The organism is Carboxylicivirga linearis, assembly GCF_018271995.1.
Classification (GTDB): Bacteria; Bacteroidota; Bacteroidia; order Bacteroidales; family Marinilabiliaceae; genus Carboxylicivirga; species Carboxylicivirga linearis.
This window is the reverse complement of the sequence record NZ_JAGUCO010000001.1, coordinates 543,278-567,184: the sequence shown is the minus strand read 5'-3', so window position 1 is coordinate 567,184 and position 23,907 is coordinate 543,278. Positions and strand designations below refer to the sequence as shown.

Genomic DNA, 23,907 nt, shown 5'->3' with positions numbered 1-23,907 from the left:
TTATTATTGAAGAACTAGCTGTACCTTTGCACCAAAATTATTGAGAATGGAAGTATTAGAAGCGGCCTTTTTAAAAAGTAGCTCTACCGTAAAGCAATGTCCCAAACCCAACAAACCCGAATATGCCTTTATCGGTCGTTCCAATGTTGGTAAATCTTCGTTGATTAATAAGCTTTGCAAACGAAAAGCACTAGCCAAAACTTCTTCTACCCCAGGAAAAACTCAATTAATAAACCATTTCACCATTAATAATGACCAATGGTACCTGGTTGATCTACCGGGATACGGTTATGCCAAAGTTTCGAAAAAGCTTCGATCGGGATTTAGTAAAATCATACTTGATTATATTGGAAACCGCGAGAACATGATGTGTCTCTTTGTTCTCATCGATTCTCGTCTCCCGGCACAAAAAGCGGATGTTGATTTTATGAATCTGATGGTTGAAAATGGCATTCCTATCTCCATAATATTTACCAAAACAGATAAATTAAATCAAAAACAATACGCTGAGAATATGAAAGCCTATGAGCAAGAGCTCCTCAAATTATGGGAAGAACTTCCTCCGGTCTTTTATTCATCAGCCGTTAACGGAGAAGGAACGGATGAAATTCTCTCATTTATAGAAGATATCAACAACAAATGGTAAATCAAGTGTTGGCCTACACAATTTAAAATCAAAACAATTAAGTTTTTTTATGGCCTTGCCCATGTTAAGCAAATATGAATTTCTTACCTTTGCGGCAAATTGCAACATTCATCAATTAATCTGATAAACATCTTATTAAATGCCACCGAAAGCTCCAATTAAGATATTCTCGGGAACAGCTACGAAATATCTGGCAGAAAAGATCAGCCTTAGTTCGGGTCGCGAACTGGGAAGTCACAATTGCTTACGATTTAGTGACGGCGAATTTGCCACAGCTTACGAGGAGACCGTTCGCGGATCTCATGTATTCATCATCCAATCAACATTTCCACCTGCAGATAATTTAATGGAATTATTAATGTTGGTTGATGCAGCTAAAAGAGCTTCTGCCTATAAAATTGTGGCAGTTATGCCTTATTTCGGATATGCCCGTCAGGACAGAAAAGACCAACCTCGTGTATCAATTGGGGCTAAACTTGTAGCCGATATGCTAATGACAGCAGGTGTTGACCGTGTAATAACAATGGATTTACATGCCGATCAAATCCAGGGATTCTTTGATATCCCGGTTGATCATTTGTATGCTTCATCTATTTTTGTTCCGCACATTAAGCATATGAACCTTGAAAATTTGGTTATTGCTTCTCCGGATGTGGGAGGTACTAAAAGAGCCAATACATATGCTAAGTTTTTGGAAACACCAATGGTTATTTGTCATAAATCGCGTTCAAAAGCCAATGTGGTTGACTCAATGAGGATCATTGGTGATGTTACCGACAAAAACGTAATTATTGTTGATGACATGATTGATACAGCAGGCACAATGACCAAAGCAGCCGACATGATGATGGAGGCAGGTGCAAGAAGTGTTCGTGCCTTTACAACACATGCTGTTCTATCAGGTCCAGCTTATGAGCGTATCGAGAACTCATCATTAAAAGAATTGTATGTAACCGATTCTTTACCTTTAAAAAAGCAAAGCTCGAAGATTAAAGTTCTTTCTGTAGCACAGCTTTTTGCCGATACAATAGAAAAAGTATATAATTATCAATCAATAAGCAATCAATTCTTATTATAAAGTATTATCTTTGCAGCCGCTTATGGCGACGTGTGATGGGAAATTAAGCCAACACATAGTACTTAATTTTGAGTAGCACTTAAAAAAGAATTATGAAAACAATTGAAATCAAAGGTACTAAGCGTACTGACTTAGGTAAAAAAGCAACCAAGCAACTTCGTAGCGAAGACAAGGTACCATGTGTAATTTATGGTGGAGAAGAAATTATTCACTTTGCAGCTCCTGCTAAAGAATTCAAAAAAATTATTTACACTCCTAATGTATACATCATTAATATTGATGTGGATGGTAAAGTAGTTCCTTGTATTCTTCAGGACAAACAATTCCACCCTGTAGAAGAGCAAATTCTTCACCTTGACTTCTTACAAGTAAAAGAAGATAAGCCTGTAAACGTTGAAATTCCTGTTGAATTATCAGGTTTAGCTGAAGGTGTTAAAGCCGGTGGTAAATTACAGTTGGAGAAGCGTAAGCTAAAAGTTCGTGGTTTAGCTAAAGACCTTCCAGACACATTAAAAATTGACATTACTGAACTTGGATTAGGTAAAACTATTCAGGTAGGTGCATTGTCATACGACAACATCGAATTAACAACTGCTAAAAATGCAGTAGTTGTTGCCGTAAGACTTACAAGAGCAGCTCGTGCTGCACAGCAAGCATCAGCAGAGTAATTTTAATTACACAAAATACAAACCTCCATATTCTTATATGGAGGTTTTTTGTATTTAGTCTCTGCAAGAAAACTCCATTTTTCTCTTTACGTTTGCCTCTAAATTGGTCATTTACAAAAGTAAATTCCCAATTCATCAGCTTCACAAGACTCAAAAATAAAGCTTTCTTTATCAGAGTCTTTTTAATATCAACACTTTTATAAATAATGGCATTTTGTACTTTTGCACACATGCTAACTTTTATTAAATCCATATTTACATCAACTCAAAATAAAACAGAGGATCCGTCAATGAAATACTTAATTGTTGGACTTGGAAATATAGGGGATGAATACGCTCAAACCCGACATAACATAGGCTTCGACGTATTAGATGAATTAGCTCGTGAATATGATTTGCAATTTAAAGATGAGAGATATGGTGCTGTTTGCACCTATAAATTTAAATCGCGCCAGTTTATACTCTTAAAACCCAACACTTACGTCAACCTAAGTGGTAAGGCCGTTAATTATTGGCTGCAAAAGGAAAAGATTCCATTGAAAAATCTGTTGGTAATAGTGGATGATCTGGCTCTTCCTTTTGGATCATTAAGACTAAAAACAAAAGGTGGTGATGCAGGCCACAACGGATTAAAAAGCATACAGAGCATATTAGGAGGAACCAATTACTCACGATTAAGATTTGGTATCGGTAACGAATTTCAGAAAGGCCAACAAGTAGATTTTGTTTTAGGTCGATGGTCTGATGATGAGAACGAGACTTTAAAAGATCGAAAAAAACTAGCTATTGATATCATCAAAGCATTCGGTACTATTGGAGCCTCACAAACCATGAATCAATTCAATAATAAATAAAATGGATAACTCAGGAGTACGTATCGATAAATTTTTATGGGCCGTTCGACTGTTTAAAACCCGCAGTCTGGCTGCCGAAGCTTGTAAAAAAGGACGAGTTACAATTAGCAAACTGCCGGTTAAATCATCACGCATGGTGAAAACCGGAGATTTAATTGATATTCGTGTACCTCCTATTACACGAACATATAAAGTTTTAGATGTAGCTGAAAAACGAATGGGTGCAAAGTTAACTCCCGGATTTATTGAAGATGTTACTCCACCAGATCAAATAGAAATGCTTGAACTGGCCAGAATGGCTTCCAGTGCGCAGCGCAACAAAGGTCTTGGGCGACCAACCAAAAAAGACCGAAGAGATATAGAGAGATTACAGGAAGGTGATTGGGATTTTTAAAATATAGTAGATCATGATTGTAGCAAACCAAAAGAAACAAGAAAACATTATTGAATATGTTCTTTACATGTGGCAGATTGAGGATTTAATCAGAGCCAATAATGTAAGCATGGCCAACATTGATAAAAACATCATACCCAGTTACAATCAATCGGAAGATACTCTATTGGAAATCAGAGATTGGTGGGCTAACCTGACGGAAATGATGCAATTAGAGAATAAACAATCATCCGGTCATCTCCAGATTAACACTAACACCGTTAATGATATCAATCATTTACATATGAAGTTGATGAAAGCTCCCAATGAAGTTACCTACCAACACTTATTCAACAGCGTATTACCAACCATCCGAGAATTTGATCAAAAGTCGGGACAGAAATTATCCAATGATATTGAGATTTGCCTAACAGCCATTTACAGCACTTTTCTGCTTAAACTAAAAAAACAAGAGGTAAGTCCACAAACTGATCTTGCTGTCAAATCAATAAGTAAGTTTTTAGCTACATTGGCAAAAAAATATAAACAGGATGAAATGGGGAAGTTAGAGCTTTAACCTATTTCACAAGAGGTTCTTTTACCAAACCACCTGTATCTGTTATTGGCCATATAGCTATATAAACCATTCAGCCATCGCGAAGGAAGAATATTTAACACCTTGGAAAGCAACTTATAAACACCTCCCATATTATTTAAAATAAGAAGTACAGCATCTGCTCCTTTTACCAACTTTTGGTTCACATAGACAACAATCTCATTTCCATCTATTGCATTTGGAGTTGCTAATGAATCATCAATATAATCATCAATTTGCTGTATGGGCACATAAGTAAACCTTCTACCCGATTTTGTTTTCATCAATACACCCACCACACCAGAACACAATCTGCACCAACCATCATAAAAAATAGTGGTAACAGAAGATGTATTTGATGTTTTACTTTTCATTTTTAAAGACATGAAGAACAGCTATCCTCATTATTAGAATCGGATAAGCTGTTACTTATTTCTCCATCTGAATTTCTGGTATTCTCCGAATGAAAAAAACTACCTGCATCTGCAACAAAACCTTTATCAGAGAATATCTCATAAATAAAATCTTTGTCACTTATGCCTTTACAAAAAACTTTTGTCTTTTTCTTTGTCATAAGTTTCGATTTTAAGGTTAATAAATATGGATTCTCTTACCTAATCGATACAAGAAACCATTATGATTGCAATTGAGATATAAAAAGGCGGTGTATCAAAGAAACACCACCTCTACATAAAAGTTCAAACTATTATTACTTCTTCATAATTTAGCCTTACCCTTTATCAGACACATGCAAAATAGACATTTTTCTTTTCGTTAAACCATATTTCTAAATGCTTTTTCAGTGAGCTAGGTGGTTCTGTCAAGGACGGCGGAGGTACGAAGCCGTTTATATATCCTTGACAGATTCACAAAGCGAACTTTCTTTGCCATTTAGAATCTGGTGGTTATCTATTTGTTTTATGTATTGTAAAGGACTAATTCCACCCAAAGACTTATGTGGATGTGTCTCATTATAATCAGTCATCCATTCCCATGCTAAATGACGAACTTGGGATAAATCATTAAATAGATAAGCATCCAGTATATCTTCTCTAAAAAAGCAATTAAACCTTTCAATGTAGGCATTCTGAGTTGGGCTACCCGGTTGTATGTATTTCAACTTAATATCATTCCTACTAGCCCATTTTTGAAGCGCTTTGGAGATGAACTCTGGACCATTATCCACTCTTATCTCACGTGGCTTTCCACGCCAAAATATAACTTCTTTAAGCACCTTTATAACTCGCTCGCCAGGTAATGAAAAATCTGGCTCTATGGCTAATGCTTCACGATTAAAATCATCAATAATGTTTAAAACTCGAAAGCGTTTACCATATATAAGGCTGTCGCTCATAAAATCCATCGACCATGTATGGTTGATTCCTAGAGGTTGTGTCAATGGTTCTTTAATACGAGCTGGCAATCTTCTCTTGCGCTTCCGTCTCAGGTTTAATTTCATCAGGCGGTACACTCGTAAAACACGTTTGCGATTCCATACCAACCCTTCGTTCCGTATACGTCCATAGTACTCATCAAAGCCTCTATGTGGCCATTTTTCAGCCATAGCATTAAGCTTATCTATGACTTCAATGTCATCACGCTTACTTTGATAATACCACATAGAACGGTGCAGCCCTGTTAATCGGCACGCCCTGCCAATACTGATGGAGTAGGTCACCTGCAAGTATTCTGATCGTACTTTTTTATCACAGGGCTTTAAAACTTTTTTCCTAATAAATCTTTGAGCATAACATTATCAAGACTAATGTCTGCAAACATCTGTTTAAGCTTGCGGTTCTCCTCCTCAAGTTCTTTTAGACGTTTCAATTGGGAACTTTCCATGCCGGAATATTTCTTTCGCCAATTATAAAATGTAGCCTTTGATATGCCGTGTTCTCGACATAAACTTTGGGCATCTATGCCACTTTCAAATTCTTTCAGGATCTTTACGATCTGGCTCTCTGTAAATCGTACTTTTTTCATATTCTTTTAGACTGCTTAAAATTAATAATTTGTCTAATTCTAAACTGTCCGATTTTCAGGGAAGGCTACAATAACAACATCCCCTCTTCTAATTAAGTAGACATTATCAAATAAAATTATCCGGGCTGAAAGCCCAATTAAATTAAACCCAATGGCAACGCCTCTGGTAGATAATAAGTCTATTGAGTGGCGTCCTGTAAGGACAGTTTATTATCAATCAGTCCATAAATATCTATCATCATATACAATTCCATATTCATTAAGAAATAACAAATATTCATCCTTAAAACTATACTTCTTATGGTGTTCTTCCTGTTTTTGTATATAGTTCTTGGTCTTATCAAGTAATGATGGACTTACTGAAAAAGCTCCATATCCACCTTGCCATGCAAAATTTCTATAATGTAGCCCAAATGTTTTAACATGCCTACTGCTATGTCTTTTGATTTCCTCAAGAAGCTTTGCTAGTGCAATATTTTTCGACATAATACATAGAATGTGCAAATGATCTTCCATCCCATTAATTATAATTGGAAATGAATCATTGTCTTTTATTATAGATCCAATATAAGCAAAAAGTTCTTTCTTATTCTCACTTAGAATAATTGGACTATCATATTTAATATGAAAGACAATATGAATGAATAGTTTTGATAACGATTGAGACAATTTTAATTCTTTAGCTGTCCTTTCAGGACGAAATGATTTTTGTAATGTTTACTTACCCCAAGGCGCTGCCTTTGGGTTAAGTTAAGCTGCCACTGCGTGGCGAGTATAGTTTAGTACAATTTTCAATCTAAACTTATCGGCTCCATTTATTAACACCCTCCATACTTTTTTCAGTAATGCAATCTTCCTTCTCAAAGATTAGCCGTTATATAAGCTACAAGTCGGGCTTAAAGCCCAGTTCAAAACAGCCCGATGGCAAAAAGTTAATCCGGAATTACTTTTTCAACACTACATCAACTCTTCGATTAATACTTAAGCGAGCTTTCTTTGATGTAATATCCTGGGGTAAAATATCTTCTTCTCCTAAAGGATGAATAACAAAACGTTCTCTTTCAAGTCCTAAATCACGGACAAAAAACTGTAATATCCTTTCACAGCGTTTACGGCTAATCTCAATATTATTTTCTGATTTATCATACTCATCGGAATAACCATAAATATCAGCTTTCCACGATTTGTTCTTTGTCATATTCAAAGCCAGTGTTGCCAACTCAACCAATGACTCGTTATCCACTTCATTGTACTTTTCCAATTCAAAAAACACAGTTACCAGATTAGCTGTTCCATATACCTTTTGTGCACTATGAATAACTGTAATTGAATCTTTCTTGACCACTCTGCCTTCCTGATACTTTTTAAAATCTTCTTCCAGTACTCTTATCTCATTTTGCAGAGGATCGTTTTTAGGTGCTCCAAATACATTAAATCCATATCCCCTATAGGTCCATCGGCTATGCCTCTTATCCTTCTTTCCAATCTTATAACAGATGCTGATACTGGTACTCCAATATTTGTCATTTTGAGCACCCACTAAAATATTATCCAGTTTATCCTCCAATGATAATCGCATCGAAGTCTCAAAAGCCAAATCAAAACTGCGATTTAAACGATATTGAACCCCTGCTCCAATGGGGACAACAAACTCCTTTGCACGTGCAATCTTCTTTGTTGGATCATCCTTATCGTACCCTAAAACAATATAACCATCCTCCTCATTTGCCTCACCAAAATCTCCAAAATGAACAAACTCATCTGTATCGTTATATCTTACTCTAGTTCTGAAGGCTGTTAATCCAAATCCCAATTTAAAATAAAAGTTCCATTTATCATTGAGTGGTCCCGGTAATAGTAGTAATTGGTTAATATAGGTTTGACTATTTAAGGAAAATTCCATGATATTTCCTTCACTGTAGAACGTGCTTCCACCAGCAACAAAATCACCAGAAAGAAACTGCAGGTCAAAAGCCCAGGCCGGCACTAACTGCTTAGCCACTGTAATATTAGGCCCAAATTTCCAATGCATTGGAAATACTTTATAATTGGCCAAATCGTTATACATGATTAAAGGTCCGTAACCTAAAGAAACCGACCATGTATTAAATGGCTTTTCAGCGCTGTAGCGCATATGTTCAAATATCACCCGATTATCGGTTGAGTACTGACCATTAGCCCAATGTCCGAAAACAAATAACACAGCCGCCAACAATATTTTAATGTAACTACGGCTCATATTATTCAACAATTACAAACATATCTACCCTGCGATTGACCAAATGCAAGCCATAAGGCTGCAATTGTTTTGTATCTGATAACATTTCACTTTCACCTCTTGGATCAATCTGGAAGCGCTCTGCCGGTAACTTAAATTGATTTACCAATGTATTCAAGACTGAGTTACAACGGCGCTTACTTAATGCAAGGTTATATTCTTCCGAACCACGTTCATCGCAATACCCAACAATACGAATTCTGATTTCTTCATTAGCCTTCATTACCCTTGCCAATTTAGCCAGGGTTCGTTCTGACCTCCTATCAATATCTGACTTATCAAAATCAAAAAATACCGATTCTGAAATACCTTCCTGATAGATAATTGACTCTGTGTAGATAGTTGTTGTATCAGAGGCCAAAGAATCCTGAGCCGCCAGATATTCGATTTCAGACCTTATAGAATCTAAACGCACAGCCAAAGGATCATTCTGGCGTAATCGTTTATACTCCATATTGAAGTCTTTGTATGTCCAGGCTGCATGTCGCTTATTTTTCTTTCCTATTTTGTAAGTTAAGTTAACTGACGTGTACATGTAACTGTCATTATCGGCTCCACTTAAATTAACATCCAAATTATCAGCTGACATACTTCTCATCAGAACTTCTGCCCCAATATCAAAACTTTTATTGATGCGATACTTAACACCTAATCCAAAGGGAATGACAATTTCATTGTGCCGATCTATCTCTTTATCAGGCGCTCCCTCCCCATTACGCGCATAGCCAATAGCAAGATAGTCTTCCCGATCCCAACCATAAGCATCTGGGTAGCCCAGATTATAGTCATATACATGTTTTACCCTTAACACCTGACCTGGTATTAACTGCTCAACAGTTCCATCCGGATTGGTATAAGAGCCATTGGTTAGGCGATATTGTTTACTTCTGAAATAGGTTAAACCAAATCCAACCTTTCCATAAATATTCCACTTGTCATTTATTGGTCCAAATATGGCAAACTGATTGATTGAGAAAGTTAGATTTAAAGAAAAATCAAGTAAGTCACCCTTGAAATAGCGAGTGTTCTTTTGGCCATACATATCCGCCATCATAAACTGAGCATCTAATCCCCATGGGCGATTAAACTGCTTACTCAGCATTATGGTTGGGCCCATTTTCCAGTCATTCTTAGGAAATACGGTATAATCAATTACATCAACATAGTAAATTACCGGACCATACCCAAGCGTCACCGCCCAGGTATTATATTTATTTTCTTTACGGTATATCTGTTCTTCATCGAGGTTGGCAAAATCAATCTGTGCAATAGATGAGAAGCTGAGTGAACTCAGTAACCATATACAAATAAGGGTTGAAAAACGGTTCATATGCAATTATTTAGCACTAACAAGTAAAGCTAAAGCTTTTACTCACGTCATAAAACCATTCTTAATTAGAATTTTTACTAAAGTGGTGAAAAATTACACTAACATTAATTCATTTTCAATTGAAGCTTTGTTACCCTAATCGTTTCTTAATCGATATTGCTTCGTTAGTTCTTCGCATCCTATTGATCGAAAGATGATCGAACAATCTACGAACAAACACCGAAGAAGATTCGAAGGAGGTCCGAAGACAAATCGAAGAATACTCTCCTGGATACCGAAGAAATCAGAGGTTCAGGCAAAAAAAAGCCCCTTCGGGGTGAATGGGCTTGATAAGCATTAGAATAATAAACTATTTTGTAATTGATTCTAAATAATATTGATACATCAATCTAATTCCTTCTTCCAAATCAACTTTATGTTTCCAACCCAGATTATGAAGTTTAGATGGATCAGTCAATTTACGCATGGTACCATCCGGTTTAGAAGAATCAAAACAAATATTGCCACTAAATCCAATTGTTTCTTTAATAATTTTTGCCAATCCACTAATCTTTAGTTCCTTACCAGTACCAATATTAATATGTGTATTTCTAATTTCATTAGCTCTTTCTTTGGAAAAACTTTGCTCAATCACATCACTAAAATCACGATTCTCCATGATGAAAATACATGCATCAGCCATGTCTTCACTCCATAGAAATTCACGCATCGGTTTCCCACTACCCCATAATGCCAGACTTACTTCTCCTGTTTGCTCATTATTAGAAATCCCATATTTATTTAAAATACCAATCATCTCATTTTCTGAAACATTACCATCGACATCTTCTATAGGGCGAGCATTTAAATCAGCTCTGATAGCATCCCAATTGCTTTCCTCAAGGCAATTTGACAAATGAATTTTACGCACCATTGCCGGTAATACATGTGAAGTCTCTAGGTTAAAATTATCATTTGGACCATACAGATTTGTTGGCATTACAGATATAAAATTAGTCCCGTATTGAAGATTATAACTTTCACACATCTTTAATCCGGCTATTTTTGCAATAGCATATGGCTCATTGGTATATTCCAATGTATCGGTAAGCAGACAATCTTCCGGCATAGGCTGCGGTGCATTCTTTGGGTAAATGCAGGTAGAACCGAGAAATAAGAGTTTCTTTACACCATGCAAATACGATTGATGAATCACATTATTCTGAATCTGCATATTTGCATAAATAAAATCACCTCTATAAGTATTATTGGCTACAATACCTCCAACTTTTGCTGCAGCAAGAATAACATACTCAGGTTTTTCTATTTCAAAAAAGTCTGCTACAGATTTTTGATCAGTTAAATCCAGTTCTCGGTGAGTACGAAATATCAGATTAGTATAACCTTGTTCTATTAAATTCTTTAAGATGGCAGACCCTACCAAACCACGATGACCTGCAATATATATTTTTGAATCTTTATTCATTTTTTCCATAACTAAAAAAGCAGACCATAATACGATCTGCTTTACCTATTAATTATTGTACTAACACTCTTTCCTTACTCGAAATAATTTAAAGTCTGATATCCTCCGGCTTTAAGATAGGCATCTTTTTGCATTAGTTTAATATCCGACTGCATCATATCTTCAACTAAGCCTTTAAGATCATATTCAGGCTCCCATCCAAGAACTGTTTTAGATTTTGTTGGATCTCCAATTAACAAATCCACTTCTGTCGGACGGAAATATTGAGGATCTACTTCAACTATTTCAGACTGTGAAGCAATTTTTTCTTTGATATTAGCCAGGTATTGTTCACCTACTTTTTCACAGAAAATATTTTCATCAACAGATGCAATATATCCTTTTTCATCAGCATCTTCACCTTTAAAGATGATCTCCAATCCTGCTTCTGCTCCTGCCATTTTGATAAAATCACGAATAGTGGTTGTAATACCTGTTGCAATTACATAATCATCCGGCTGATCTTGCTGCAAGATTAAGTGCATAGCCTTGATATAATCTTTTGCATGTCCCCAGTCACGTTTACTTGATAGGTTACCCATATAAACTTTTTCCTGCATGCTTAAAGCAATACGACTCATAGCCCGTGTTACCTTACGGGTAACAAAAGTCTCTCCTCGCACCGGACTTTCATGATTAAATAAGATACCGTTTGATGCATGCATATTATATGCTTCACGGTAATTTACTGTAATCCAGTATGCATACATTTTAGCCACAGCATATGGCGAACGTGGGTAAAACGGTGTTGTCTCAGACTGAGGTACCGCTTGTACTAAACCATATAACTCAGAAGTTGAAGCCTGATAAATACGAGTTTTTTCAGTTAGGCCTAACAAACGTACTGCCTCTAAAATACGCAAAGTACCAATACCATCCGCATTAGCTGTATATTCAGGAGTATCAAAGCTTACTTTAACATGACTCATAGCCGCCAGATTATAAATCTCATCTGGTTGAACCTCCTGAATGATCCGAGTCAGGTTCATTGAATCTGTTAAATCACCATAATGAAGAACCAGATTGCGATTCTCCACATGAGGATCCTGGTATAAATGATCAATCCTATCAGTATTAAACATCGAAGAACGACGCTTTAAACCATGTACAATATATCCTTTTTTTAATAAAAACTCAGTCAGATATGCACCATCCTGACCTGTAATACCTGTTATAAATGCAACTTTTTGATTTGCCATTTTATTCTAAAGTTCTAAAATATTTTTCAATTATTATAGTAAAAATAAAAATCATATTCCCAATTATATATCTCTTCCACATTCGTTTGGGTTCTTTAATCAAACGGTAAAACCATTCTAATCCTAGATTTATCATCCAGTTTGGAGCTCTTTTGATCGTTCCTGCATAAAAATCAAACACTGCACCTATACATCCAATATGCCCTACATCTAAATCATCATAATGTTTATAAGCCCATTTTTCTTGTTTCGGGGCAGTTAAACCAATAAAAAGTACATCCGGTTGAAAGGAATTTATTTTTTCCACCATGACACCATTATCTTCCTTTGTAAATTCAGGCTTATATGGAGGTGAATATGTTTCAATACTAATATTTGGAAATTCAATAGAAGCTCTTTTCTTTATCTTATCCAATGTTTCAACTGTACTCCCTAAGAAAAAGCATTTGCCGCCCTTTTCCTGTAATCGCTTCATTTCATAATAAAACAAATCAGCTCCGGCAATTTTAGTTAATTTCTGTCCTTTTAACCATTTAAAAGCCCAAACAACACTGACCCCATCAGGTATTAACACCTGACTCTTTTGCAACGCTTGGCGAAATACATCATCTTTCTTACTAACATTATAAGAATGTGCATTTATTGTTGATATCAACATTTTCTTCGAACTCAAACTAACAAGTAAACCGTTAAATACATCAAATGACTTTAACATTATTAATCTTTTTGCAGTACTATTTCTAAAATTTCACAAAGACGATTTTCAAATTGATCAATAGTATAATGAGTATGAAATTTTTCATAACCTTTTTTTCCCATACTCTTTCTTAATTCAGGATTTGTTATTAGTACTTCCAATTTATTAGCTAAAGCCAGTGAATCATTTTTAGTAACAATAAACCCTGTTATACTTTCTTCTATAATATCAGGTATTCCTCCTTCATTTGTTGAAATAACAGGTAAAGAATGTTGCATAGCTTCCAACAAAACTAATGGAAAACATTCATTTGCATAGAATGTTGGAAATGCAAAGATATCTGCTATACAAAATGCTAATTCTTTATCTGCACCATATCTCTTTCCAAGATATTCCACCTGATTCTGTAATTCAAACTGATTGACTTTCTGTGTTAATTGATCACTAGAAATATCTCCTTCACCACCGATAAATGTTCCTTTAAAAACAATCCCCTTTCTTTTAAGAATAGCCATCGCTCTAAGCAGCACATATACCCCTTTTGACTCAATTAAATTGGATAGAAACAATATATTAATTATTTCCTTGTCTTTTATCTCTTCTACTTTAAATGGTTTCTGAGGAATACCATTGGGAAGAATATCTACATTTTTCTCAGGTACAAAAGTCTGAACATCTTTATACAGTTTTTTTGCTAGAAGAATTACATTACTTCCATTAAAAACAAATCGGTAAAAGAAACTATGAAAAGGATAATCTTCATTTCTACGTATTCCCTTATTGTGCATATGGTAAATACGTTTTACACCGAATAATTTAAGTAAACTAATCAATAGTACATCACGATAGAATGCGGCTCCTGTCGAAGTTAATGCTAAATAACACAATTGAGGGCGATGTAATATTAACTCTCTTAATAGATTAATAATAGTTACAATCATCCCTAATAGTTTACTTAAACTGACTTTTCCTGAATCATCTACTCTTTTTGATGCCAGTAAATTAATATATCGTGTTGAAAACTTATTGTTTATAAGATCACTCCCTTTGATATATTGACCTACCAGCGAAGAACCATGAACAGGAGGTGGGAGGTGGAGGAGAAATAGGACTTTTTCTTTCGCTACCATATCTTTCCTAATAGCCTGTTTTTTATCGAAAATTTATTTCGAAATTGTTTAGCTAAATTCTTATCAACTCCATCAAATTCCTCAAATTCAAACTCTTGTTGGTCACCGTCATCAAGTAATGTATTAAAGCGAGTTGTCTTTTTAGTATGGGTCGCTGAAGCTCCAAACCCAATACTCTCAATTTTCGATTTCTTAGGGAAAACTGTATACGTTTTAGATTGAAATTGATTAAAACACCATCTAATTGCCCATGAATCAATTTTTCCGTTCATCTGTTTCCATAACATGTATGGGAGGTCCGACCCCCCCTTCATAAATTTAATTTGCTTCAATGGACTGCGTAATATAATATTATAATCTTTTACATCCCAATCTATTTTATTCCATCTATCTTTCCAAGTTGCCCATCCCCATGATGACGCCCTATATCCAAAATAGTAATCCCTTTCGTACGTCTTTAAACCGGGCAGATCTAGCGTATAACCTGAAATGGAAAAAATATTATTAGAATTCACATAAAATTCAATAGCCTGATTCATGAAAGTTAAAAAATTCCGTGAAGTTAATAAATCATCTTCCAAAACAATTGCTGAATCGTTTTCTTTTAATACCATTGATACACCAGAAATTACAGATTCTGCTAACCCTTTATTAATATCACTTTCATAAACCACTACTTCAGCAAAACCATCAATATTTTTTAATAAATTTCTTACCTCTTTTACTTGATTAATATCGCTTTCTCCTTTATATCCGTCTGAAAAAATATAAAGCTTCGATTTTTTGGATAGAAAATTATTTTTTAAGGCACAAATAGTTTGTTTAACCTCTTCGGGTCGATTATAGGTAAACAGGCAAATAGGAGCAAGCATTAAACTATAAATTAATTATTTGGTTAATTACTTTTTTATTATAAAGGATTCCTGCAAAGAACATAAAAAACCACGTCTGTTGCTGAAATAGTATTGAATTATTTGTCAAATTAGTAATTACAAATACAAACAAATGGACAATTGTTATGAATAGAATTTTATAAGAAAATTCATTTTTCCTTAGTAAATTAAAATCAAACATCATTTGTCCAAGGTTAATTAGCCTATCAAAAATTATAAAAATAATTATCAAGAATAAAAGTAATCCAATAACTCCAGTTGAGACAAGAACAAACAAATATCCATTATGGGCATTATGACTTAACTTACTATATTTATATACATATTCTTCATCCTGTAATAAATGAGTTCCAACAATTTTGTTTATTCCATTCTCTTTAAAAAATCCATCTAACACTGATAACCAAATTACATTTCTACCTTGAGTATTTTCCCCTGAAAAAAGTTCTTCTTCACTAAAACTAACCTTCAGTGTATCAGCAGAAGCTATATGCTCAAAATATAATTTTAAGAAAAGCAATGAAATGAATATAAAAATTGGTACTACATACAATAATTTTCTTCTAAGATTATTGAAGATAGAATTTGGAATAACTCTTAAACAAATTAAAAAAAAGAATGAAAGCAAATGAATTCTAGCATTAGTAATAATTATAAGGTATAAAGAGATTATGGTCAACAAAAACAAATACATCTTCTTGATATTATCGATTATAGCAAATGAAAGAAATATTACAATAGAAAGAGCCATATCCGTTTTAAAATAGTATAATCCAACAAATGTATTTTTATCACCCCAATTCTGATATGAAGCAGGAATAAACGAAAGAAAGAAGAATGTGATTAAACCTATAATAGAAAAATTACATATTTTTTTTAAAAAAATTTCTAAATCACCTTTATATTGAGTTCCATAATAAAACATTATGAATGAGAAGGCGATTTTAAAAATTAATTTTGTTGACCCAGTACTTATATCTCTACAATATGAGACAATAAATAGCAACAAGAAAATCAACACCATATACTTCAGAATCTGTCCCAGCAGACTTTTCCTAATTTTTCCTCTTTTTATTTGCCTTAAAAATGGTATTAATAATATAATATTGACAGATATATTAACAGGTTTTATAAACCAAAGTATATCTGCTAGGATTCTTAAGATTAAAATCATTATAATTAGGAACTAATTTCTGCAGTTTTTGATACAATCTCAAGATCAATACTTTTAAACTCCGATGCTAAAAGCGAAAAAGTAGAACCTTGTGAAGCATATATCTTAAGGGAATTACTTAGTAAAATAAATTCTACAAAAGCATCTGTAATTCCTTCTTTAGAATTACGAGATAAATTTGACTCAGGTATAACCAAACTACTAGAATATTTTTCTTTAAGATATTGTTTGGTTGATGAACTATCTGTGCAAACTAAAATTTTTGTGTTTTTAAGAATAGCTTTTTCAATTACAGCTTCAAATAAATGGAGTGGTGAATTTTCAATAGAGATACTATTATCTGTTCTACGAATATGTACAGCAATAAATTTCCCCCCAATGTTCTCTTTAATAAACTTATCTACTTTGTCTTGAACTTTAATTTGAGGAACGAAAAGATTAAGTGTTTTATTTGAATAATTATAAAATTTTCTACAAGTTATTAACCAGTTTTTAGATTTATGTGATTTCATCAAATAATTACAGAATTTTTCTGATTCTATATCAAAGTAGCCTTTCTCAAATTTAGACTTAAGCATATAGTCAGTTAATAACAATGTCTTTTTTAACCATGAATATATTGTATAATGAGACGATATATGTATCAGCGCTCTCCATAAGATATTATTCTTTTTTGATATAATCTCTACATTCGGAATACTGCAAAGTAAATCATCATAACTACTATTAAGTTCGGGTCTATTTATCCAAAATACTTTCAATTTAAAATTGTATTCTTTTGAAAACTCAATTGCGGATGCAATTACCCGTAAACGGTTAGCTAAACCACCAAAAGGAACAAGATAGATTATTTTCATTTCTAATTAATTGTGTCTAATCTCGTTAATAAATTATATAAAATAATTGAAGATACTACTCGCTATTTATTATTTGGATTTTAATTTCTTAATCCAATTAACGGTCGATTCTGGAAGAATAAATTTTGTAAATAACGAGAGATAGTAGTTAAACACTTTCTTTATTAACCAATAAGATCTTAAAATCACATTGATATCTTTTGTTATATAGAAATTCTCTTTATAAACTTTTAACAAGTTATCTGCAGAAGCCCCCCCTGTACATAAATAATTAGAAATAACAATAGGGCGAAATAAATAATGGGCTCCATTTTTATAAATCTTTCTAAAGAAATCATAATCAGCAATAAGCCTATATTTAAGGTTAAAGGGATATTTTATTAACCATTCTCGCTTAGTAAGAGTTGCTTGGTGACAAAATGGCATAGTTTTATACATCTTGCCAATAGGCATTGGATTTATCTCTTTTTTGAAGGTTACATAGTCATTCATGTATTTACCATAAATTACATCACAATCTTTACTTTTATCAAAATCGAGTATTTCTTTAATAGTGTCATTCGAAAATAAGGTATCTCCAGCATTAAGAAACATTATGAACTCACCAGATGTATATTTACAGCCCTTATTCATCGCATCATAAATACCTTTATCGGGTTCACTAATCAAAATATCAATCTTAACATTAGATTCTTTTATTACTTCTAATGTATTATCATTACTATTTCCATCAATTACAATATATTCTATATAAGGATAAGTCTGCTTTGATACACTCTTTAAAGTAGTCAAAACTCTCTCAGAGTCATTGTAAACCACTGTAATTATAGATACTTTCGGAGAATCAGATAATATTCGTTTCATCGAAATTCTTTTTAAGATATTCATCAACCCCTTTCTCAGAGGTAAAGAAGTTTAGATTTTCAAGAAGCCATTTCTCTTCTTTTTCCCACCATTTAAATTGTTTTAGCTTTTCAATAACCTCAATTGAAAATCGAAATTTTATATGACGCGCAGGTATTCCCCCAACAATCGAATAGGGAGATACATCTTTATTAACAACAGCACCAGCTGCAATTATGGCACCATTCCCAATAGTTACGTCGTCTAAAATAGTAACATTGCTTCCAATCCATACATCATTTCCGATGACGACTCTTCCTATCTCTTCAAAATGATTTTCTTTTACAAAGCTTATCTGAGATTGTTTACGATTTGAATAGAAGGCAGGATAAGTTGATAAATAATTTATCGGATGTTTTCCTAAACCGATTTTGCAATTGGCACCTATAGAGCAAAAACTACCAATGGTGGCATTTGATATAATTGTATTTTGAGAAACATATACATGACTTCCAACACTGCAATTACGCACTTCAACATTATCATAGAAGGTATTATACATACCTAATATTGTTCCACCTATATGGACATTGTAATGAATTTTTAAATTCTTATATCTATGGCGCCATAATAACTTGCATCCATTGTAGAAACTTCTACACCATATTAAAATTGGATTTTTTAAGAACAAAATAAATAATCCTCTAATCATAAATTAAACTTATCATTTATAATCCTCAATTGAGTTTCTGTGAGTTTACTTTTCCACTCACTCTTTCCAGATCTCACAAAAGAAATATTTTTATTCGTTGAATTAAAAAAAGAATTTGCTTCCGTTTCCTTCTCATTTTTCTTCATTTCAGCAAAACTTGATGCATTAACAGCATTCATAATATCTTTCTCGTTATAATCAAAATTGCAGAAATCCAGGATTTTCTTGAAGCCTTCATAAGTATCCTCCTTTAATTCTTCATAAGTAATTGTCAGAATTTTTTCGGGAAATTTTTTTGCAGCACTTAACCAACCATTAACATGATCCGACCAAAGCCCAAATGGGACATCTCCTTTTATAAAAGATTGAAAAAAAGAATCAAAACTCTCTTCTTTAATAACAGAAAACTTTTGACACCAATAATAATATGAGATAACTACATCCCTAGGATCACGATAAATGTATACTACTTTTGGTAATCTTGCATCATAAGGCTCATGACTCTTAATAACTCGTGGGGACGATAATCCATCGATTTCTTTTTTAGATGTCATATATATATCAGGTACTTTGGAATTAATATCCAGAAAGCTTACTCCGTCATTATATAGTAGATTGCCAAATAGAAACCGCAACCAAGTATTACCCGACTTAGGATAGGAAACCAGATAAATATCATCCGGTCTAATTGTAAGGTATTTACCAGGCACCTTGTAATTAAGTATTCGTTTGACTATGAGCTTTATATTCGGAATAATTTTCATCTTATTTGTTAATTAATTATTTTAAATATGGAATTGTATAGATATTCACCTGTTGTTTAACAATAATGACTTTTATAATGTTTTCTAAAATAACAGTAACTGCTGTTGCAATAGCAGCCCCTGTCGCACCATATAGAGGAATTAAAAAGTAGTTTAACATTAGATTGGTAACTGCTGATACTAATGTAATATAACCAACAATTTTTTCGTGACCTGTCATTATTAATATTATCCCTGTTGCACCGGTTCCAATATTAAATAGTTGGCCTATAGAAATAATAACCAAAGGCCAATAGGCAGCACTAAATTCTTCACCCCATAATTTTAATATATATTCTCCTCCAAGAAAAAATATGAGTAATCCTACACCTCCGATAACTATCAATCCTTTAGTCACCTGTTGAACCATAGTTTGTAAAGTCTGCAATTTCCCTTGTGAATTTAATGCTGCAATTTTTGGAGTGAGAGTTGAAGCTGTAAGAATATGAAAAAAACTTGTTAAAAGCCCCAAGCCTGCTGCTACACTATAAAACCCTACCTGACGAGCATTACTTAGCCAACCAAGCATTACAGTATCAGCATTACTTGCTATCAAAGTTGTAGCAGATACAATTAGTAATGGCATGGCAACTTTTATCATCGGATGGATTCTAGGGATTCGTTTTCCTTCAAATTTAAATAATTTCTTCCAGTAGCTTCCAACAGCAATAGTTACCACAATACGACTAATAGCAAATAATATAGCAACACGGACTACTGTTATCTCTATTTCTAATGCTAGAAGTGTTACTAAGCCAATTACCACGACCCCAGAACTTAATGTATCATTTACCACACTACTTTGCCATATCTTCCTGAAACCGTTAATTCCTGAGGCAAAAATTCGTGAAAGAACTTGAGGTACAACTACAGATAAAGCAACAATCAAAGGTATATCAAGAGAAGGCTCTTGGAAAAAATTTTTATTAACCCAAGGTGTTAATATAATAAATATTATACTAATAACTAAAGCCAAGGGAATATTGACTAAATAAGCTGTATAAATTGTATTGGCTACATGATGCCAATCTTTTCTTTCAAAGGCTATTGCTACTTCCTTTAAAATTACATTATTCATACCTATCATAGCCAGAACAATTACAATGGCCACAATCCGATTAGCTAGATTAATAATCCCTAGACCTTCAGGACCAATTTTATGACCAAGAATGATACTAATGCCAAATGTAGCTGACATACCTATAATCTTGACAAGCATGGAAGCTGAAGATTTTTTTATTACTTCTAGCGTATGAATATCTAACTTATTGCCAATGGCATTTATTTTATATATTATCTTATTTACCAAGTCTAATTTATTACCGTTTTAATTTTTCTTCAGAATAACCAAACCTTAGGATTATTTTAATGGATAGATTTCATTTTCTCCTAAATAGTTTAATACAATGTTAGGATGAAGATCTTTATCGAAAGACTTTAAAATAAGGTTAGCATTATTAGGAATCTGATATTCAATATCAAAACCGGGGATATGTGATATTTTTCCGTCTTCGCCTAATTTATATAATTCCGGACGGTTTGTTCTACAGTATTCAATATCGGCATTCATATATACCAAATGGAAGCGATCCTTTCCTACAATTTGGGCACATTGACTACGAATATCCTCATCATGTGATATAAATGAACAGATAACAATAATTCCCTGATCATTTAAAATTTTAGCAATATGAGAAACTCGCCGTAAATGCTCAGCCCGGTCAGAAGGGGAAAAATCAAGTTCCCTATTTAACCCGGAACGAAGAGTACTTCCATCCAATAAAACAACAGTTGCACCAGATTGGAAGAGCTGTTTTTCCAAACTAAAAGCCAACTTATTTTTACCGGAACCATGCAGACCAGTTATCCAAATAGTAGCACCCTTTTGATTATATCTTTTTTGATATTCGCTTTGCTGTACTAATCCAATTCCCTTTTCAATTTTTACTTCTTCCTCTGATGTTATTTTAGAAGGTAGATATTCTGACTCAATTTTATCTATTATCATACCCACAGCAACCGTATTATTTGTCATTGTGTCGATAAGTATAAAAGAGCCTGTAGCTTTATTTTTCTTATACGGATCAAAGAAAATAGGTTTGGCAGTCGTAATTACTGTCCGACCAATTTCATTTAACTTAAGTTGGTCAACTTCTGAATGCTCCAGAGTATTAACATCTGTTTTATATCTAATCTGGTCTATTCTGGCTCTTACTGTATTGGATGTCTGTTTTAGGAAAAACTGTGCATTAGGATCCATGTTCTTTTCATCCATCCAAACCAGCATCGCTTCAAAATGACGCTCTTTTCTGGGCACATTATCAGGGTGAACTAACATCTCACCACGTGAAATATCAATTTCATCTTCGAGCTCAATAGTAATAGCCTGTGGTGCAAATGCCTTTTCCAATTCCCCATCGTAAGTAGGTATAGATTTGACACGAGATTGTTTACCAGATGGCAATGCTACAACCGAATCTCCCTTTTCAACAACCCCTGAAACAACAACTCCTGAAAATCCTCTAAAATATCTGTCGGGGCGTAAAACATTTTGCACTGGATAACGAAAATCATTTAGATTTCGATCACTACCTACATGAACAGTTTCCAGAAATTCAAGCAAACTTTTCCCGTGATACCAAGGTGTTTTATCCGATAAATCAACAACATTATCCCCTTTTAAAGCTGAAAGAGGTATTGCATGAAAATCCGGAATATCCAATTGAGTGATAAATCGAGTATAATCGGCGCAAATATTATCAAAAACCTGCTGATCAAAATCAACCAGATCCATTTTATTTACGGCTAAAACGATATGCTTAATTCCAAGCAAAGAGGCTAAAAAGGTGTGACGACGGGTTTGCGTTATTACACCTTTTGTTGCATCAACCAGTATGATTGCTAAATTGGCCGTTGATCCACCCGTAATCATATTACGAGTATATTGCTCGTGTCCCGGAGTATCAGCGATAATGAACTTCCTTTTATTTGTTGCAAAATAGCGATACGCAACATCAATAGTAATTCCCTGTTCCCGTTCTGCTTTTAGTCCATCTAAAAGCAATGCATAATCTATTTCTTCCCCGGCATGGCCAATTCGTTTACTATCCCTCTCTAAGGCTGACAGCTGATCTTCATACAGCATCTTACTATCGAACATTAGACGCCCAATCAGGGTTGATTTTCCATCATCCACGGATCCTGCTGTTAATAATCGAAGTAGATCTTTTTTTTGATCCTGATCTAAGAACTCCTGTATATCGAGTTTATTATTTGTCATTTTCTATACTAATGCTTGTAAATGGTTAAATTAGGCACCTATCCGCTATATAATTAAGAACGTTACCTTCTACTAAAAATAACCTTCTCTCTTCTTTTGTTCCATACTCCCATCCTGATCAAAATCTATAACGCGAGTAGTACGTTCCGACTGAGTAGCAGTCATCATTTCTTCTACAATCTTCTCAATAGTATCTGCTTCAGATTCAACCGCACCGGTTAATGGATAACAACCTAAAGTTCTAAACCGAACCATTCGCATTTCAGCTTTATTTCTTAACTCTTCAGGCATCCGTTCGTCATCCACCATAATTAGGTTTCCATCTACTTCAACTACCGGCCGTTCTTTTGCGTAATACAGTGGAACGATTGGAATATTTTCTAAACGAATATATTGCCAGATATCCAATTCTGTCCAGTTACTAATTGGAAAAACACGAATACTCTCTCCTTTATGTACTTTTGCATTATATATATTCCACAATTCAGGTCTCTGATTTTTGGGATCCCATTGATGAAACCTGTCCCGAAATGAAAAAATTCGTTCTTTAGCTCGTGATTTTTCTTCATCACGCCTCGCCCCTCCAAAAGCTGCATCAAATTTATATTTATCCAGTCCCTCTAATAAAGCCTGTGTTTTCATTACATCAGTGTGAACTTTACTGCCATGAGTAAAAGGACCAACTCCACTTTCAAATCCTTGCTTATTGTAATGAACTATTAAGTCCCATCCATTATCTTTTGCATATTGATCACGAAAATCAATCATTTCCTGAAACTTCCATTTGGAGTCAATGTGCATCAGTGGAAAAGGAACTTTACCAGGAAAGAAAGCTTTTTCTGCTAACCGAGCCATCACTGAAGAATCTTTTCCTATTGAATAAAGCATTACAGGATTTTCGAATTCAGCGGCAACTTCACGAATAATGTGTATAGCCTCGGCTTCTAATTCCCTTAAATTGGATAATGAATAGTTATCAGACATTATTATTTTTTTATACTGTTGTAACC

The 23,907-nt window shown here is 34.0% G+C and carries 25 protein-coding genes; 6 read left to right on the top strand and 19 right to left on the bottom strand.

What is annotated here, in order from left to right:
- Positions 1–46: 46 nt before the first annotated feature.
- The 6 genes from yihA to KEM10_RS02440 all read left to right on the top strand — a co-directional run bounded on the left by yihA (position 47) and on the right by KEM10_RS02440 (position 4,196).
- Positions 47–646, top strand: a complete 600-nt coding sequence (gene yihA / locus KEM10_RS02465) for a ribosome biogenesis GTP-binding protein YihA/YsxC (RefSeq protein WP_212213042.1) — start codon at positions 47–49, stop codon at positions 644–646.
- A gap of 139 nt (positions 647–785) precedes the next feature.
- The gene (locus KEM10_RS02460) at positions 786–1,724 is read left to right on the top strand and encodes a ribose-phosphate pyrophosphokinase (protein ID WP_212213041.1); all 939 of its coding nucleotides are present in this window, start codon (positions 786–788) and stop codon (positions 1,722–1,724) included.
- Positions 1,725–1,816: 92 nt separating this feature from the next.
- Complete coding sequence (locus tag KEM10_RS02455; protein WP_212213039.1) at positions 1,817–2,392, top strand: 50S ribosomal protein L25/general stress protein Ctc; 576 nt, start codon at positions 1,817–1,819, stop codon at positions 2,390–2,392.
- Between the two features lie 290 nt (positions 2,393–2,682).
- The gene (pth, locus tag KEM10_RS02450) at positions 2,683–3,246 is read left to right on the top strand and encodes an aminoacyl-tRNA hydrolase (RefSeq protein ID WP_212213037.1); all 564 of its coding nucleotides are present in this window, start codon (positions 2,683–2,685) and stop codon (positions 3,244–3,246) included.
- A gap of 1 nt (position 3,247) precedes the next feature.
- Positions 3,248–3,640 (top strand): RNA-binding S4 domain-containing protein, encoded by a 393-nt coding sequence (locus KEM10_RS02445; RefSeq protein ID WP_212213035.1) that lies wholly within the window; start codon positions 3,248–3,250, stop codon positions 3,638–3,640.
- Between the two features lie 13 nt (positions 3,641–3,653).
- On the top strand, positions 3,654–4,196 hold the full coding sequence (locus KEM10_RS02440; RefSeq protein WP_212213032.1) for a DUF4924 family protein: 543 nt from the start codon (positions 3,654–3,656) through the stop codon (positions 4,194–4,196).
- On the opposite strand, the gene KEM10_RS02435 is transcribed toward KEM10_RS02440, so the two are convergent.
- The 19 genes from KEM10_RS02435 to cysD all read right to left on the bottom strand — a co-directional run bounded on the left by KEM10_RS02435 (position 4,193) and on the right by cysD (position 23,881).
- Positions 4,193–4,588 carry a thiol-disulfide oxidoreductase DCC family protein gene (locus KEM10_RS02435; RefSeq protein WP_212213029.1) on the bottom strand — a complete coding sequence of 132 codons (396 nt, stop codon included), beginning with the start codon at positions 4,586–4,588 and terminating at the stop codon, positions 4,193–4,195. The genes KEM10_RS02440 and KEM10_RS02435 overlap by 4 nt on opposite strands.
- Positions 4,589–4,590: 2 nt before the next feature.
- The gene (locus KEM10_RS02430; protein ID WP_212213026.1) at positions 4,591–4,788 is read right to left on the bottom strand and encodes a hypothetical protein; all 198 of its coding nucleotides are present in this window, start codon (positions 4,786–4,788) and stop codon (positions 4,591–4,593) included.
- 273 nt (positions 4,789–5,061) lie between these two features.
- Positions 5,062–6,197 (bottom strand): IS3 family transposase gene (locus KEM10_RS02425; protein WP_212213024.1). Its coding sequence is split into 2 segments (ribosomal slippage): positions 5,062–5,945 and positions 5,945–6,197, totalling 1,137 coding nucleotides; the frame shifts between segments, so codons are not numbered across the junction.
- Between the two features lie 213 nt (positions 6,198–6,410).
- Positions 6,411–6,866 carry a transposase gene (locus tag KEM10_RS02420; RefSeq protein WP_212213020.1) on the bottom strand — a complete coding sequence of 152 codons (456 nt, stop codon included), beginning with the start codon at positions 6,864–6,866 and terminating at the stop codon, positions 6,411–6,413.
- A gap of 274 nt (positions 6,867–7,140) precedes the next feature.
- Complete coding sequence (locus KEM10_RS02415) at positions 7,141–8,436, bottom strand: OmpA family protein (RefSeq protein ID WP_212213017.1); 1,296 nt, start codon at positions 8,434–8,436, stop codon at positions 7,141–7,143.
- A 1-nt stretch (position 8,437) separates the two neighbouring features.
- Positions 8,438–9,805, bottom strand: a complete 1,368-nt coding sequence (locus KEM10_RS02410; protein WP_212213014.1) for an OmpA family protein — start codon at positions 9,803–9,805, stop codon at positions 8,438–8,440.
- 349 nt (positions 9,806–10,154) lie between these two features.
- Positions 10,155–11,270 carry a GDP-L-fucose synthase family protein gene (locus KEM10_RS02405; protein ID WP_212213011.1) on the bottom strand — a complete coding sequence of 372 codons (1,116 nt, stop codon included), beginning with the start codon at positions 11,268–11,270 and terminating at the stop codon, positions 10,155–10,157.
- Positions 11,271–11,344: 74 nt separating this feature from the next.
- Positions 11,345–12,508 (bottom strand): GDP-mannose 4,6-dehydratase, encoded by a 1,164-nt coding sequence (gene gmd, locus KEM10_RS02400; protein ID WP_212213008.1) that lies wholly within the window; start codon positions 12,506–12,508, stop codon positions 11,345–11,347.
- A 1-nt stretch (position 12,509) separates the two neighbouring features.
- The gene (locus KEM10_RS02395; RefSeq protein WP_244825484.1) at positions 12,510–13,223 is read right to left on the bottom strand and encodes a WecB/TagA/CpsF family glycosyltransferase; all 714 of its coding nucleotides are present in this window, start codon (positions 13,221–13,223) and stop codon (positions 12,510–12,512) included.
- Between the two features lie 2 nt (positions 13,224–13,225).
- Positions 13,226–14,335: a glycosyltransferase family 4 protein gene (locus KEM10_RS02390; protein WP_212213003.1), complete on the bottom strand. Its 1,110-nt coding sequence runs from the start codon at positions 14,333–14,335 to the stop codon at positions 13,226–13,228.
- Positions 14,329–15,207 (bottom strand): sugar transferase, encoded by an 879-nt coding sequence (locus tag KEM10_RS02385; RefSeq protein WP_212213000.1) that lies wholly within the window; start codon positions 15,205–15,207, stop codon positions 14,329–14,331. The genes KEM10_RS02390 and KEM10_RS02385 overlap by 7 nt, the downstream gene beginning before the upstream one ends.
- Before the next feature lie 4 nt (positions 15,208–15,211).
- Positions 15,212–16,402, bottom strand: coding sequence for an O-antigen ligase family protein (locus KEM10_RS02380; protein ID WP_212212997.1), 1,191 nt, complete (start codon positions 16,400–16,402; stop codon positions 15,212–15,214).
- Between the two features lie 5 nt (positions 16,403–16,407).
- The gene (locus KEM10_RS02375) at positions 16,408–17,259 is read right to left on the bottom strand and encodes an O-fucosyltransferase family protein (RefSeq protein WP_212212994.1); all 852 of its coding nucleotides are present in this window, start codon (positions 17,257–17,259) and stop codon (positions 16,408–16,410) included.
- A 69-nt stretch (positions 17,260–17,328) separates the two neighbouring features.
- Positions 17,329–18,123 (bottom strand): glycosyltransferase family 2 protein, encoded by a 795-nt coding sequence (locus KEM10_RS02370; RefSeq protein WP_212212991.1) that lies wholly within the window; start codon positions 18,121–18,123, stop codon positions 17,329–17,331.
- Complete coding sequence (locus KEM10_RS02365) at positions 18,104–18,814, bottom strand: CatB-related O-acetyltransferase (RefSeq protein WP_212212988.1); 711 nt, start codon at positions 18,812–18,814, stop codon at positions 18,104–18,106. Before KEM10_RS02365 ends, KEM10_RS02370 begins: the two co-directional genes overlap by 20 nt.
- A complete protein-coding gene (locus KEM10_RS02360) occupies positions 18,811–19,578 on the bottom strand; it encodes a sulfotransferase domain-containing protein (protein WP_212212985.1) in 768 nt (255 codons plus the stop codon). The genes KEM10_RS02365 and KEM10_RS02360 overlap by 4 nt, the downstream gene beginning before the upstream one ends.
- 16 nt (positions 19,579–19,594) lie before the next feature.
- Positions 19,595–20,926 (bottom strand): oligosaccharide flippase family protein, encoded by a 1,332-nt coding sequence (locus KEM10_RS02355; protein ID WP_212212983.1) that lies wholly within the window; start codon positions 20,924–20,926, stop codon positions 19,595–19,597.
- 51 nt (positions 20,927–20,977) lie between these two features.
- Complete coding sequence (gene cysN / locus KEM10_RS02350; RefSeq protein WP_212212981.1) at positions 20,978–22,897, bottom strand: sulfate adenylyltransferase subunit CysN; 1,920 nt, start codon at positions 22,895–22,897, stop codon at positions 20,978–20,980.
- A 72-nt stretch (positions 22,898–22,969) separates the two neighbouring features.
- Entirely contained in the window at positions 22,970–23,881 is a 912-nt protein-coding gene (cysD, locus tag KEM10_RS02345; RefSeq protein WP_212212979.1) for a sulfate adenylyltransferase subunit CysD, read from the bottom strand.
- Between the last annotated feature and the right edge of the window lie 26 nt (positions 23,882–23,907).